This is a genomic window from Fodinicurvata sediminis DSM 21159 (assembly GCF_000420625.1).
Classification (GTDB): Bacteria; Pseudomonadota; Alphaproteobacteria; order Kiloniellales; family DSM-21159; genus Fodinicurvata; species Fodinicurvata sediminis.
In genome coordinates, this window is sequence record NZ_ATVH01000014.1 from 117,998 (window position 1) to 131,507 (window position 13,510).

A 13,510-nucleotide genomic window follows, 5' to 3' on the forward strand; every position below is an offset into this window, starting at 1 on the left:
ATCTTTATATCGGTTACAAATCTGATTATAGGCGGCAAGTCATTGATCTGTTGGCTCAGCAAGAGATTTTCCGAAAGAGCCGGCTAGGTTTTTTTGCCACCAATGAATTTACCATCATGTCGGTAAAGTCCTGCTATGTCAGTAAGACTCCCAAGGTTTAAGAATATTGGCTCTTTGGCTACGCCGCCATGGAGCGGAAACCATAGGAATCTATATTCACGCTGAAAAGCGTATCGAAAGTCCTTGCTTGTCCCTGGATCAATATCCTCCTTAGGTGTCCATTCATAGGGGTCAAAATAACGGACAGGGATGTAGTGAAAGTACCATCCCTTGAGGTGTTGGGCTGCAGCGATTTCCAGCCTTCGTGCAAATGCATCGATGTCCCATATCACAACGAAGGCATTGGCAGGCTCTCCGCTACTGTTTGGGAAAGCCGGATACAAACGGCTGTCATGCTCTGTGGAACAACAAAGCGTATAATAATTCACACTATATGATGTGGTGCGCTGCACATCACCGATTACTCGTATTGTTGAACCATCTTGCTTAGTAATGCGTGTTAGATCCCCTCGCAGAAAACGATGTTTGTTTAACTCATCATCGCGGCGATCTTCATTTAAGTGTTCTCCACGATAAGAGGATGCTGGGGCAATACGCACCGTACCGTTCATGACAAAGTCAGACAAAAACCGTTCTTCGCTGTATCGAACCACAAAATCGCTGGCATTTGGATGTCGTGGGATGCTTACTGGTTGTACGCTAGGGGTATCGGGGACTTCAGTTTTATCCGATGAAGGAGGTGCACTCCCTCGTAGCTGATATTCGTAGTTTAGGTGTACGAACTTTCGAAGCCACCACCAAGTACTAAGAAAATGAGCTTTGATTGGCACTGAATCGCGAAGAGGGCAAACGAGGTACCGAATATTGCGGCAAATAGCAATGTATCGATCTGCAAGATGATCTTCTGTCGTGTTCTTCAGATATCTGTTACAATCATATTCAAATTTCCAAAGCTCTGTGTCGAATCGCTCATCGTGAAGACGCCAGCCCAGAAAATCTTCGAGAGAAACTCCACTCATACGAGCAAGACTCACTTTTGAGTTTTTACAGTTTTCCTATCTCGAGGTGAATACTATCTCACAATGACCTAACTTCTCAAGAAACGGGCCTGGCCATCACACCATGGGGCGAAGCCCATTAGTCCAGTTCTTACTATTGCCGTATCTGCTTTCCACCATGAAAAATGCCGTGGAAACGATAGACGCGCAGGTGTCCGCTTTCCATGGCCGCGGCCCGCCCGGTCCAGAGTTCGGCTTCGGACATCATCACTTTGGCCAGTTCCTCTTCGGGACGCTGGTTATGGGTGTGGTCCAGATATTCGGCCCATGCCGAACGAATCATCTGGACGAACCGATGGGTGATATCCTCCTGGACACGTATCTCGATGTTCCGGGACACCAGGTTCTTTTGGTATTCCGCTGCCGTCCAGGGGTGCGGTGCCATCGGCTCCCTCTGCAGCCATTCGCTTAAATCTCCATCCAGGGATTCCGGGCTGTCCACGACGTAATCAGTAAACAACACCTGACCACGTGGTTTCAACGCTTTGACCAGGTGATCCAGCAGGTGCTGTTTGTCGATAATGCGGAAAAAGGCGTCCTTCGAGAAAATCGCATCGTATCCGCGCTGCTTCAGCTCGGCTTCCGACAGGTTTGCCTGCGTAACAGGCGCCCGACGCCCCATACCGGCGGCTTCCGAAAGAGCGGCTCCTGCTTCGGCAAGCGCGACATCCTCCTCCAGCGCCGTTACCCAGGCGCCAAAGGACTCCGCCATGACCCGTGCACAGCCGCCAAGTCCCGCGCCCATGTCGAGAACACTCATCTCGTTGTTGAGCCCCAGAGGTTTCACCATGTCCTGGACAAATTCAGGATCGCCGGGTGAAATCATTCCGGAGCCCCAAAGAGCCTGGGCCAACTCGATGCGCGCGGTTTCCCACGGCATCTTCTCACGTTCGTAGGTAATGTTGTGGGCAGGTGGCTCCTCGTCAGGTACTTCGACAGGGCGTTCCTTCAGGCGCAGGTCATACCCCTGCCACCAAGCCTTCAGCCGCATGCTGATAGGGATTCTTCTGGTCATCGACCATTCCCTTCTGTCGCACGCTTGCACAAGTCGCAAACCACTCCTGAAATGAGTAAAATCGCAAGACCTTCAACCTAATGGCAAGTGGTAAAGCCTCTGTTAACTCTTACCCCACGACGCTATCCCCTTTCCGCCTTTCAACTGTTGCAAAATGGCTGCCATGAGCGAAAGTCACTTGGCCTTTGCCCCTTTTTTGTGATTCACCTAGGGGGTCATATCTTGGGGGCTATTATGACCAATCAGGACTCGGGCCTTAGCCTGCGCCATCCGCAACTGAAATCCCTCTACAGGGAATGGGTAAAACTCTGTGGAGAGGGCACCTTTCCCATGGCGGCCGACCTGGATCCGCGCGACCTGCGTCCCTGGCTCGACCATCTGGTTGTCATACGCATCACCGCAGACGGCCGCTTCGTCTACGGCTATTATAACCCTAACTATGCCGAGATTTTCGATGGAGACAGGGTTGGCCAGTCTCTGGAATCCCTGCCCGAGGAGCAACGGCGTCTGCTGGAAGCCGAATACCGGCAGGTCCAGCAGGAACGCCTGCCCACCTCACGCATCTACACGGCCCTGTTCTACGGAGAGGAACAGAGCTGGGAACGTCTGGTTCTTCCATTCTTCACACCCAAGGGACGCGTCGAGAAAATGCTTGTGGGCGCCTACAGGCTGAACCAATGACATCTGGACCCCTATCCTTCTTTCGCTCGCGTATCCGCAAGGACCCCAGGCGGGAATTGACCCAGGCCGCCACAGTCCTCGAGACGGAGGAGTTCAATCTCTGGTGCGCCATGAATGACCGCCCTTTCCGGCTGCGTCTGGTCGAGGTGGATGGCGAACAGCCCGAATGGTGCATCGAGGCCGAACCTGGCACAGCCAACGCCCGGATCGTCTATGCCACCGGCACAGGGTCCGAAACCGCTGCAGTGGCCGTGGCCTATGGCTTTGTGGCCGGAGTCGAATGGCTGGAAGTGCTCCAGGAGGCAGAACAGCAGGAGGCCGAGGAAGCCGAAGCGGAAGCCTTCCGCCAGGCCGAAAGCGAAGAGGCCGGTGATGAAGAGACGCAGGACGCGGACGCAGACGGACAGGAAAGCACCTGACGGCACACGGTATGTCGGAAACACGAACAGAACTGGTCCATGGCGGTGATCTCGACACTGCCCGCCTGCGCCATCCCGAGGCAGGCGACAGCTGGATTGACCTCTCCACGGGAATCAATCCCTGGCCCTATCCCATCCCCAGCATTGCCGACAACGACTGGCAGCGCCTGCCTGGGCGACGAGCCCGTGATGAACTGCTTCAGGCGGCACGTCATACCTATGGCCTTGCTCCGGAAGCTGGCATCACGGCCGCCCCGGGGACCCAGCTTCTGATCCAACTGCTCCCGCGTCTGTTTGCCCCGACAGAGGTGGAAATTACAGGCTTCACCTACGGTGAGCACCAACGCTGCTGGTCGCTTGCCGGCCACAGGGTCACAATCCGCCAGCCAGAAGACTCTTTGGCCGAGGACACGCAAGTCCGTGTCGTGACCCGCCCCAACAATCCGGACGGACGGATTCTTCCACGCGAAACCCTGCTGGACTGGGCAGACCGGCTTGCCGAGCGGGGCGGTATTCTGGTCGTGGACGAGGCTTTTGCGGATGTGATCCCGGAATGCAGCCTCGCGCCGGATGCCGATCACCCTGGGCTGTGCATTCTACGCTCCTTCGGAAAGTTCTTTGGCCTTGCCGGGCTCCGGCTCGGCTTCGCTCTGGGCCCCCCTGCCCTCCAGGCCAGGTTGACGGATGCCATGGGTCCCTGGGCCGTGGCCGGACCTGCCATGAGCATCGGCAGAACCGCCCTTGCAGATCAGCAATGGAGTGAAGAAACGCGTCAAGCACTGCAGAAACAATCCGGGCAGCTGGATGCAGTACTCCAGAAAGCCGGTTTGGATATTCTGGGCGGCACATCGCTTTTTCGGCTCTGTGCCCATGATTCTGCAAGCGAGATTGCCGAAAGCCTTGCGGCCCGGGGCATCCTGGTGCGCAGTTTTCCTGAAGCGCCGCGCTGGCTACGCTTTGGTCTGCCCCCCGACACTTCCGCCCTGCAACGCCTGACCCAGGCCCTCGCGCATGGCTGAGGCCGCGCTGGTCCTCTTGGTGGCCCTGGTCCTGGACGCCCTGATCGGCGACCCGGACTGGCTCTGGCGCCACCTGCCTCACCCGATCACACTGATCGGACGCTTGATCAGCCATTTCGATCGAGAGTTCAACCTGGAGGACGCGGCCGAGGGCACACGGCGTCGCCTGGGGATCCTGGTCATCCTTCTACTGCTTGCCGGCGCCATCGTCTGCGGGATGGCCCTGGCATTTCTCTTCAAGATGCTGCCCTTCGGCTGGGTTCCCGAAACGCTCCTCGTCGCCGTCCTCCTGGCCCAGCGCAGCCTCTGTCAGCATGTTCTGAGCGTTGCTCGGGGATTTCATGACAATGGCCTGTCGGGCGCCCGGCGCGCCGTGGGAATGATCGTCGGTCGAGATCCCGAAAAACTCGATGAATCAGGGGTCTGCCGTGCGGCCATCGAATCCCTGGCCGAGAACTTTTCGGACGGGGTCATTGCGCCGGCTTTCTGGTACCTGCTGGCCGGCCTGCCCGGATTGCTGGCCTACAAGGTGCTCAACACCGCCGATTCCATGGTGGGCCATCGCAATGAGCGCCATGCAGACTTCGGCTGGGCAACCGCCCGACTGGACGACCTGGCCAACCTGCCGGCATCGCGTCTCAGCGCCCTGTTGATCCTGCTGGCGAGTGCCCCGTCAGGCTGGCACAGGATTTTCCGCAGCATATGGCAGGATGCTCCGAAGCATCGCTCGCCCAATGCCGGCTGGCCGGAAGCGGCCATGGGGGCAAGCCTTGGCCTGGCACTCGCCGGACCGCGCAGCTATGGCGCCCAGCAGGTCGAGGATGCCTGGATGAACGAAAAGGGGCGGCAGGCAGCGAACCCGCAAGATATCCGAAGGGCTGTTGCCCTCTGCTGGCGCAGCTTTGTCATTCTGCTCCTGCTGCTTGCCCTGATTGCCGCCGGCGAAATGCTCTTCTGATCACCCGACGTCAGCTGATGTCGCGATCTCGAGCAGGCGATCGGCATCGACATGGACCTCCAGGTGATCGGCCAGGGCGTCCAGCGCGTTGTCCACCTGGATTTCATAGGCAAGCCCGGAGTTCGCGCGCTGGCACAGGCTGCCCAGGTAGGCACTGCGGAAGTCATCGGCCTGGAAGAGACCGTGCAGATAGCAGCCCATAACCCGGCCATCCGCCGAAACGGCACCATCGGAGCGCGCGGGCTCGAGTTGCAGGAAGGGTGCTTGTGTACCTGGACCTTCTGTATGGCCCAAGTGCATTTCGTATCCCAGAACCGGCAGCCCGCTGAGCAGATGACGGCCGCGCATTTCCACCAGCGTCTTGTCCGGCTTCATGGTCGTCTCGACCTCCAGAAGGCCCAGCCCCTCATGGGAGCCACCACCGCTTTCCAATGCATCCGGATCATGCAGGCGGCGTCCCAGCATCTGGTAACCGCCACAGATGCCCAGCACCCAGCCTCCACGGCGCAAATGGGCCCGCAGGTCGATATCCCAGCCCTGCTCCCGGAAGAAAGCAAGGTCGCCCAGAGTGGATTTCGATCCCGGCAGAATCACGAGGTCGGCCGTCCCGGGCAAGGCACGACCCGGCTCCACAAACTCCAGCAGGACATCCGGTTCCTGTGCCAGAGGATCGAAATCGTCAAAATTGGCAATGCGCGAGAAACGGGGGACCACGATGTGAATGCGCCGCTCGGCGTCGCCTGAAGAACTCTGTGATAACGAGACTGCATCCTCGGCCGGCAGATAGCCCGCCTGTGGCAGGAAGGGTACCACCCCCAAAGCCGGCCATCCGGTTTGCTGGGCGATCAAGTCCATTCCATCGTTGAACAGGCTGGTATCCCCCCGAAACTTGTTGATCAGAAACCCACGAATGCGCGCCCGTTCCTCTTTGCGTATGACAGCATGGGTTCCCACCAGGCTGGCGATCACGCCGCCACGGTCGATATCCCCAATCAGGATGACAGGGCAGTCGGCGGCCTCGGCGAAGCCCATGTTGGCAATGTCCCCGGCCCTCAGATTGACCTCGGCCGGACTGCCAGCACCCTCCACCAGGACCAGATCGGCTTCCTCGCCCAGCCTGTGATAGCTCTCCAGGACCGCCTGCAGCAACTCGGGCTTGCGCGCGGAATAATCCCGTGCTTTCAGGGTAGCCCAGCGCTGCCCCTGCACGATCACCTGCGCCCCCAGATCGCTTTCGGGCTTCAGCAGGACGGGATTCATGTCTATGGCTGGCGCCACGCCGCAGGCGCGCGCCTGCAGGGCCTGGGCACGTCCGATCTCTCCGCCGTCAGCGGTCACGGCAGCATTGTTGGACATGTTCTGCGGCTTGAAAGGCCGCACGGACAGGCCCCTGCGGGCAAACAGGCGGCAGAGTCCGGCAACCAGCACCGATTTGCCCACGTCGGACCCGGTGCCCTGGAACATCAGGGACGCTGTCATGGCAAATCCTGAGACAGCTGCTTCAGAACTCGATGCCGGCCTGGGCCTTCACGCCATCGCGGAAGGGGTGCTTCACCATGGTCATCTCGGTCACCAGGTCGGCGATCTCGATCAACTCGTCTTTGGCGTTGCGGCCGGTGATCAGCACGTGGGTGTCCTTCGGCTTCTCCTCCTGCAGGAAGGTCACCACCTCGTCGATGGGCAGGTAGTCGTAGCGCAGCACTATGTTCAGTTCGTCCAGCAAGATCATGCGGTAATTGGTGTCGCGAATCATCTCCTTGGCCTGCTCCCAGGCGGATCGGGCGGCGTCAATGTCGCGCTGACGATCCTGGGTGTCCCAAGTAAAGCCCTGGCCCATGGTCTTGATGGTCACCTGCTCTGGAAAGTGCTCCAGGATCTGGCGCTCGCCGGTTTCCCACTTGCCCTTCACGAACTGGACGACACCAACCTTGAAGCCATTGCCCATGGCCCGCATGACCAGGCCGAAGGCCGCCGTGGACTTGCCCTTGCCCTTTCCCGTATGGACCATCAGCAGGCCTTTCTCGATGGTCTTGGTGGCCAGGATCTTCTCCCGCGCGGCCTTCTTCTTGGCCATCTTCTCGGCGTGCCGCGCGTTGATTTCCTCTTCGGTCATTCCCTCGGTCTTCATGGGTCACATTCCCTTCCCGGTAATCTCGTTCAGGCGAGCATAGGCCGTATTGGCCCTGGGTTTCCAGAGCCCGCGCTCCAGCGCCTCGTTCATGCGCTCCGCCATTTCCTTCAGCGCCTCCGGATTGTGGCTTTCCAGGAAGTCCAGGACCTCGGCATTGTCCAGATAGGCATCGAACACCGCATCGAAGTGATGATCGCGCACGGCATGGGTCGTCGCCGCAAAGGCAAAGAGGTAGTCCACGGTGGCCGCCATCTCGAAGGCGCCCTTGTAGCCATGGCGCATGACCCCCGCAATCCACTTGGGATTGACCACTCGGGCCCGGACAACGCGGCCGATCTCTTCCTGCAGGGTGCGGATGACAGGCCGCTCCGGGCGCGAATGGTCGTTATGATAGACCGTGGGCGCCTTGCCCGACAGCGATTCGATGGACACGGACAGCCCACCCTCGAACTGGTAGTAGTCATCCGAGTCCAGCAGGTCGTGCTCGCGGTTGTCCTGGTTGTGCACCACGGCTTCGACGGCCCCCAGACGCTCCTCGAACAGATCGTGCTCGGCGGCCCCTTCCGCGCCCTGGCCATAGGCATAGCCGCCCCAGGCCACATAGGCACGCGCCAGGTCGTCCCCGCTGTCCCAGCCCTTCTCGTCGATCAGCGCCTGCAATCCGGCTCCATAAGCGCCGGGCTTGGAGCCGAAAACGCGATAGCCGGCCCGTTGCCGTGCCACCGCTTCCTCGATGCCCTGCCCCACCAGCGCCTCGGCATCGGCTTTCACGCGTGCGGCAAGCGGATTCTTGGCCTCGGGCTCGTCCAGTTCGGCCACGGCCCGCACGGCGGAATCGAACAGATCGATCTGGTTGGGGAAGGCATCCCGGAAGAAGCCCGAAATGCGCAGGGTCACGTCCACCCGCGGCCGGTCCAGCACCGATAGCGGCAGGATCTCGAAGCCGGTCACGCGCCGGGAGGCCGTCTCCCAGGTCGGCTGCACGCCCAGCAGGGCTAGCGCCTGGGCAATGTCATCGCCGCCGGTGCGCATGTTCGCCGTGCCCCAGGCCGACAGCGCCAGTGTCTTCGGCCAGCCGCCATGTTCCTGCCTGTGCCGCTCCAGCAGGCGCGTGGCTGATTTCCAGCCCAGTGTCCAGGCAGCCGGCGTCGGCACCACGCGGCTGTCCACGGAATAGAAGTTGCGCCCCGTGGGCAGAACATCCGGTCGCCCGCGTGTCGGCGCACCCGAAGGACCTGGCAGGACGAAGCCCCCGTCCAGCGCCTTCAGGATTCCTTTGATCTCGGCCGCCCCGCAGGCCTCGACAGCGGGTCGGATGGCCTGTTCCAGACGGTCCAGCACGTCTCGGGTCCGCGGCCAGCTCTCGGGTGCTGTCCGCACCCCTGCCACCAGCGCTCGGGCAAGACCTTCCAGGCGTTCCACCGTGTCGCCCGCAGTGCGCCAGCGCCCTTCTTCCTGCAGCACGTCGGGATACGGCCCCTGCCAGGCTGTCGCGAAGTCGCAGTCCAAGGGATCGAAGTCTAGCTCCAGATCCGCTACCAGCGCACGCAGCAGCGAGGCATCTCCGCCCTCACCTTTGCCGCGCGGGATGCGTACCAGCGCCACCAGCAGGTCCGTCAATTGATCGCCATCGGGCGACTGGCCGAATATGTGCAGCCCGTCGCGGATCTGCATCTCCTTCAGTTCGCAGAGATGATTGTCCAGCTTGGCCAGCGCCTGGTCCTCGTCGTCGTTCTCGGAAATGCCGCAGTCGCTGTCCAGACCCAGGCGGCGGGTAACGTCCAGGATATCCTGGCGCAGCACCTTGATGCGGCGCGGGTCCACACCGGCCGCCTCGTAGTACTCGTCCACCAGAAGTTCCAGGTCCTTCAAAGGCCCGTAGGTCTCAGCCCGGGTCAGCGGTGGCGTCAGGTGGTCGATGATGACCGCCTGGGCCCGGCGCTTGGCCTGTGTGCCCTCACCCGGATCGTTCACGATGAAGGGATAGATGTGCGGCATGGGCCCCAGGGCCGCCTCGGGGAAACACCCCTCGGACAGCGCCAGCGCCTTGCCCGGCAGCCATTCCAGGTTCCCGTGCTTGCCCATGTGCACCACGGCGTCAGCCTCAAGCTGCAGCCAGGCATAGAAGGCCAGGTAGGCGTGCGGCGGGACAAGGTCGGGATCGTGATAGCTGCGCTCGGGATCGATGTTGTAGCCGCGCGCCGGCTGCAGGCCCACCAGCACCTTGCCCAAACGGAAGGCCGGCAAGGCGAAGGCGCCGCAGTCCAGCTCGCCGTGCAGATAGAAGGGATCCGCCTCGGGTGGGCCCCAGCGTTCGAGCACGGCCTCCTGCAAAGCCTGGGGCAGGCTGCCGAAGAAGAACTCGTAGTCCGGCCGCGGCAAGGTCTCGCGGATCTCGCGTCCCTCCAGACCGGCATTGGTCGGCCCTTCGGCCATATAGGCGACCAGTGCATCGCCGTCGCCAGGCAGGTCCCGGACATCGTAGCCGGCCGCTGCCATGGCCTGCAGCAGGGTGATGGTCCCGGCGGGTGTGTCCAGGCCGACACCATTGCCCATGCGCCCATCCCGATTGGGATAATTGGCCAGCACCAGCGCGATGCGGCGCTCCGCCATGGGCTTGTCCCTGAGCTTCAACCAGCGGCCCGCCAGGCCCGCAACGAAAGCAACACGGTCGGCCACTGGCTCGTAGCGCACCACCGATGTCTGGGTTGCCGGATCGTAAAGCGCTTCCCCCTTGAAGGAAATCGCCCGCGTCAGCAAGCGGCCATCCACCTCGGGCAGAGCCACATTCATGGCAATGTCGCGCGCACTCAGTCCATGGCTGCCGGCTTCCCAACTTTCCCGATCGGAACCGGCGAAAACCACCTGAAGGACGGGCGCGTCGATGCTATCGAAGGGGGTTGCGCTCCGCTCGGCCGAAGGGCTGGAGACAGCAAACCCCGTGGCATTCAGGACAAGGCCAGTACCGGCTTCCTCCAGCAAGGCCTGCAGGGTACTGGCCGAGACCTCCTCCTTCAGGCTGGTGCAATAAATGGGCAGGGGGTTGATGCCCTCGGATTGCAGCTTCTCGACCAGTGCGTCCACAGGGGCCAGGTTGCCGGCCTGCAGCAGCGCACGATAGAAAACGATTGCCGCCACCGGCGCACCCTCTCTCCAGCGTTCGCGCAGCTGCGAGAGATCCGGCTGCTCCAGTCCAGGCCAATAGGGCCCCGCACGTAGCAGGGGGGCCGGCTCCCGCCAGTCGCGGTCCCGGCCCAGCAGGCTGCAGGCATAGGCCAGAAGGTTGCGTGCGTTCTCCGGACCCCCGTGAATGCAATACTGCCACAGCCGATTGCGGGCGCTTTCCTCCAGGCTGCTGCTGGACGCCAGGTCCGGATCCGGTTTGTCGTCACCGGGCAGGAAGGCCACGGGAACCCCACGCTCGCGCGCCAGGGCTTCGAGCTGCTCGACCCCATAGGACCAGTAACCGCGTCCGCCCAGCACACGCACCACCACCAGGCGCGCCTGTTCGAGGACCTGCTCCATATAGAGGTCCACGGACATGGGATGGCTGAGCTGCATCAGGTTTGCCAGACGCAGAGTCAGCTCACCCTCCCCCAGGTCCGCCCAGGCCGAGGACAGGCTGGCCAATTCGGTATCAGCGGCCGAAAGAAAGACTATGTCACCCGGTGTCTGGCCCAGGTCCACAGCTTCGCTGCCATCGGAGACACGGCCTGGCTGTGCGGCGAGAAGATGCATGCTTAGGGTCCTGCCCGTCCCGGATTAGGCCGCAGCCGGTGCGCGAGTCAGGGCTTCGCGTATGGCCGTTTCGTCCAGGCCCTTTTCACCGATGACGACCAGGCGGGTGCAACGGCGCTCACCCTCTCGCCAGTCCCGGTCATAGTAATGCTGGAAGCGCGGCCCCACGCCCTGAACAACGAGGCGCATGTCCTTTCCGGCCACAGCCGCAAAGCCCTTCACTCTCAACACGCCGAAGCGAGCCGAAAGCGGAGTCAGCAGGTCGAGCAGAACCTGGGGCGATCCGCATTCCTCCAGTTCCACCACGAAGGATTCGAAATCGTCGTGGTCGTGATCGTCATCGCCGTCATGGTGCGAGGGACGGCTGTCCAGATCGTCCTCGGCCCCGGCGCCCAGGCCCAGCAGAACGCGCGGGTCGAGTTGCCCCTGGGTCGCGGCAACGGTTGGAACGCCCGTGCGCAGATAGCCGTGCGTAATTTCCTGAACCTTGCGGTAGCCGTCTTCGTCCAGCAGGTCGCGCTTGTTGATCACGACCAGGTCGGCTGAACCGAGCTGCTCTTCGAACAGCTCCTCCAGCGGGCTTTCATGATCCAGGGCGGGATCGGCCTGGCGCTGGGCCTGCACAGCTTCGGGGGCAGTGGTGAAAATGCCTGCTTCGACGGCGGGCCCATCCACCACGGTGACGACGCCATCAACTGTTACGCGGTTGCGCACGTCCGGCCAGCCGAAAGCCTTGACCAGCGGTTTGGGCAAGGCCAGACCCGAGGTCTCGATGATGATGTGATCGGGGGGATCGGGACGATCGATCAGCTTCTGGATGGTTGGCAGGAAGTCATCGGCCACCGTGCAGCAGATGCAGCCATTGGCCAGTTCCAGCACGTCATCCTCACTGCAGCCCTCAACACCGCACCCCTTCAGGATTTCCCCGTCCACGCCCACGTCACCGAACTCGTTGATGACCAGGGCCAGGCGGCGTCCACCGGCATTCTCCAGCAAGGAACGGATAAGGGTCGTCTTCCCGGAACCGAGGAAGCCCGTGATCACGGTGGCAGGTATTTTCGCTAGGTCTTTCATAGAGTGTCACCTTCCGGGGTTTTTTAGGGTAAGCGGCAAGCCGGCGGCCAGGAAGACCACGTGGTCGGCGGCGGCAGCCAGTTGTTGATTCAGATGTCCGGCATGGTCGCGAAAGGCACGCGCCAGTGCATTTTCGGGCACGATGCCAAGGCCCACTTCGTTGGAAACCATGACCAGGGGGACGTCAAGCTGTGCCAGGCTATCGAGCAGCTTTCGAACCTGCGCATCTATATCCATCTCGGCCAGCATCAGGTTGCTGACCCACAGGGTCAGGCAATCCACCAGGATCGGCTGCTTCAACGCGGCCGCCGAAGACAGGGCCGTTTCCAGGTTGATCGGCGCCTCTTGCGTGTGCCATCGGGAATCGCGGCGCGCGCGATGCGCAGCGATACGCGCTTCCATTTCAGCATCGAAGGCCTGCGCCGTGGCCACATAGCAGCAAGTTCCGGGCTGCCCCTCGAACAGCGCCTCGGCGTAGCGGCTCTTGCCCGAACGCGCGCCGCCCAGAACCAGCGTCAAGGCGGGGAGGTGCGGGGTGGTGTGGGGCAAGGCAGCCATGCCTTCAGCTTCTCCCGTTAGGTGTTGGCGGGAGAGGCGACGCGGTACAGCAAGGCGATCAGGCTGAACTTAGACGCCACCGGTACACCCCGCCCGGTGTTCAAGAGTGGATCCCCGGGCAGGTTTCCTGGCTTACGGGTCAAAGCCCGGCGCTGTGGGCCTTCCCGATCGCCAGATCAGTGGCCTGTTTTTCCCTTGCGCCGCGCTCACCGTTTACAGTTGCGGGGGCAGCCGCGGTCTTGGCCAACCACTGGCCGCACCGCGTTCCCTTTCCCGATGATCGCAGGCGAAGCTTAGGAAGCCTGCCCAAGGGAAGTCAACGACTTACTGATAGAATTCCACGTCCGCGCGACTGACCAGGTTCAGCATGTCGTTGCAATCCTCGCGCTCACCCGACGCATCGGCACAGGGAGAGACCCCGTTCACCAGTATGCGGTCGATGCTATCGCACTGCTGCTCCGTGAAATCGAAGAACTTCACGGTCGAACGACCTGCTTCCAGGGGAGCCGCTTCAATGGCAATGCGCCGGCTGATCACCCCTTCGGCATCGAAAAGCACAAGGTCCAGCCGAAACTGATCGAAGTCGCTGTCACTGTCGTTCTCGAACAGCATGTAAGCCCGGCAGGTCTCGTCCACCTGCTCCAGCTTGTTGAGCTCCAGGGTGACACCCTGATCCTTGGGCGCGTCATCCGTTTCATCCTGAGCGACGGCCGAGACGGCCAAGCCTGCGGTCAGAACCCCCGAAAAAACTGCTGCTGCAAACCTGTTCACTGTCATCTTCTGCCTCCCGGTATAAGTC

At 61.5% G+C, this 13,510-nt stretch carries 12 protein-coding genes and 1 riboswitch; of the genes, 4 read left to right on the plus strand and 8 right to left on the minus strand.

Going from position 1 to position 13,510, the window contains the following annotated elements; translation table 11 throughout:
* Nucleotides 1-83 precede the first annotated feature (83 nt).
* Both G502_RS22255 and G502_RS19350 read right to left on the minus strand, forming a co-directional pair.
* The gene (locus tag G502_RS22255; protein ID WP_155957819.1) at nt 84-1,079 is read right to left on the minus strand and encodes a hypothetical protein; all 996 of its coding nucleotides are present in this window, start codon (nt 1,077-1,079) and stop codon (nt 84-86) included.
* A gap of 133 nt (nt 1,080-1,212) precedes the next feature.
* Nucleotides 1,213-2,133, minus strand: a complete 921-nt coding sequence (locus G502_RS19350) for a methyltransferase domain-containing protein (protein WP_081649735.1) — start codon at nt 2,131-2,133, stop codon at nt 1,213-1,215.
* Nucleotides 2,134-2,367: 234 nt separating this feature from the next.
* Between G502_RS19350 and G502_RS0108400 the strand changes: the two genes are divergently transcribed.
* The 4 genes from G502_RS0108400 to cbiB are packed head-to-tail and all read left to right on the plus strand — an operon-like array spanning nt 2,368 to nt 5,210.
* Entirely contained in the window at nt 2,368-2,814 is a 447-nt protein-coding gene (locus tag G502_RS0108400) for a PAS domain-containing protein (protein WP_022728222.1), read from the plus strand.
* Nucleotides 2,811-3,233 (plus strand): hypothetical protein, encoded by a 423-nt coding sequence (locus G502_RS0108405; protein ID WP_022728223.1) that lies wholly within the window; start codon nt 2,811-2,813, stop codon nt 3,231-3,233. Before G502_RS0108400 ends, G502_RS0108405 begins: the two co-directional genes overlap by 4 nt.
* Before the next feature lie 11 nt (nt 3,234-3,244).
* Entirely contained in the window at nt 3,245-4,252 is a 1,008-nt protein-coding gene (gene cobD, locus G502_RS0108410; RefSeq protein WP_022728224.1) for a threonine-phosphate decarboxylase CobD, read from the plus strand.
* Nucleotides 4,245-5,210 (plus strand): adenosylcobinamide-phosphate synthase CbiB, encoded by a 966-nt coding sequence (gene cbiB / locus G502_RS0108415; RefSeq protein ID WP_022728225.1) that lies wholly within the window; start codon nt 4,245-4,247, stop codon nt 5,208-5,210. The genes cobD and cbiB overlap by 8 nt, the downstream gene beginning before the upstream one ends.
* Here cbiB and G502_RS0108420 read toward each other — a convergent pair whose 3' ends face one another.
* From G502_RS0108420 to G502_RS0108445, 6 genes are all read right to left on the minus strand, one after another.
* A complete protein-coding gene (locus G502_RS0108420; protein WP_022728226.1) occupies nt 5,211-6,689 on the minus strand; it encodes a cobyric acid synthase in 1,479 nt (492 codons plus the stop codon). It abuts the gene before it with no gap.
* Nucleotides 6,690-6,711: 22 nt separating this feature from the next.
* Nucleotides 6,712-7,338 (minus strand): cob(I)yrinic acid a,c-diamide adenosyltransferase, encoded by a 627-nt coding sequence (cobO, locus tag G502_RS0108425; protein WP_022728227.1) that lies wholly within the window; start codon nt 7,336-7,338, stop codon nt 6,712-6,714.
* Between the two features lie 3 nt (nt 7,339-7,341).
* Nucleotides 7,342-11,079, minus strand: a complete 3,738-nt coding sequence (gene cobN / locus G502_RS0108430) for a cobaltochelatase subunit CobN (protein ID WP_022728228.1) — start codon at nt 11,077-11,079, stop codon at nt 7,342-7,344.
* 24 nt (nt 11,080-11,103) lie between these two features.
* Complete coding sequence (gene cobW, locus G502_RS0108435; RefSeq protein ID WP_022728229.1) at nt 11,104-12,153, minus strand: cobalamin biosynthesis protein CobW; 1,050 nt, start codon at nt 12,151-12,153, stop codon at nt 11,104-11,106.
* Nucleotides 12,154-12,159: 6 nt separating this feature from the next.
* On the minus strand, nt 12,160-12,711 hold the full coding sequence (cobU, locus tag G502_RS0108440; RefSeq protein WP_022728230.1) for a bifunctional adenosylcobinamide kinase/adenosylcobinamide-phosphate guanylyltransferase: 552 nt from the start codon (nt 12,709-12,711) through the stop codon (nt 12,160-12,162).
* 100 nt (nt 12,712-12,811) lie between these two features.
* Nucleotides 12,812-13,036, minus strand: a riboswitch (cobalamin riboswitch).
* Nucleotides 13,036-13,488: a hypothetical protein gene (locus tag G502_RS0108445; protein ID WP_022728231.1), complete on the minus strand. Its 453-nt coding sequence runs from the start codon at nt 13,486-13,488 to the stop codon at nt 13,036-13,038. (Overlaps the previous riboswitch by 1 nt.)
* Nucleotides 13,489-13,510 lie beyond the last annotated feature (22 nt).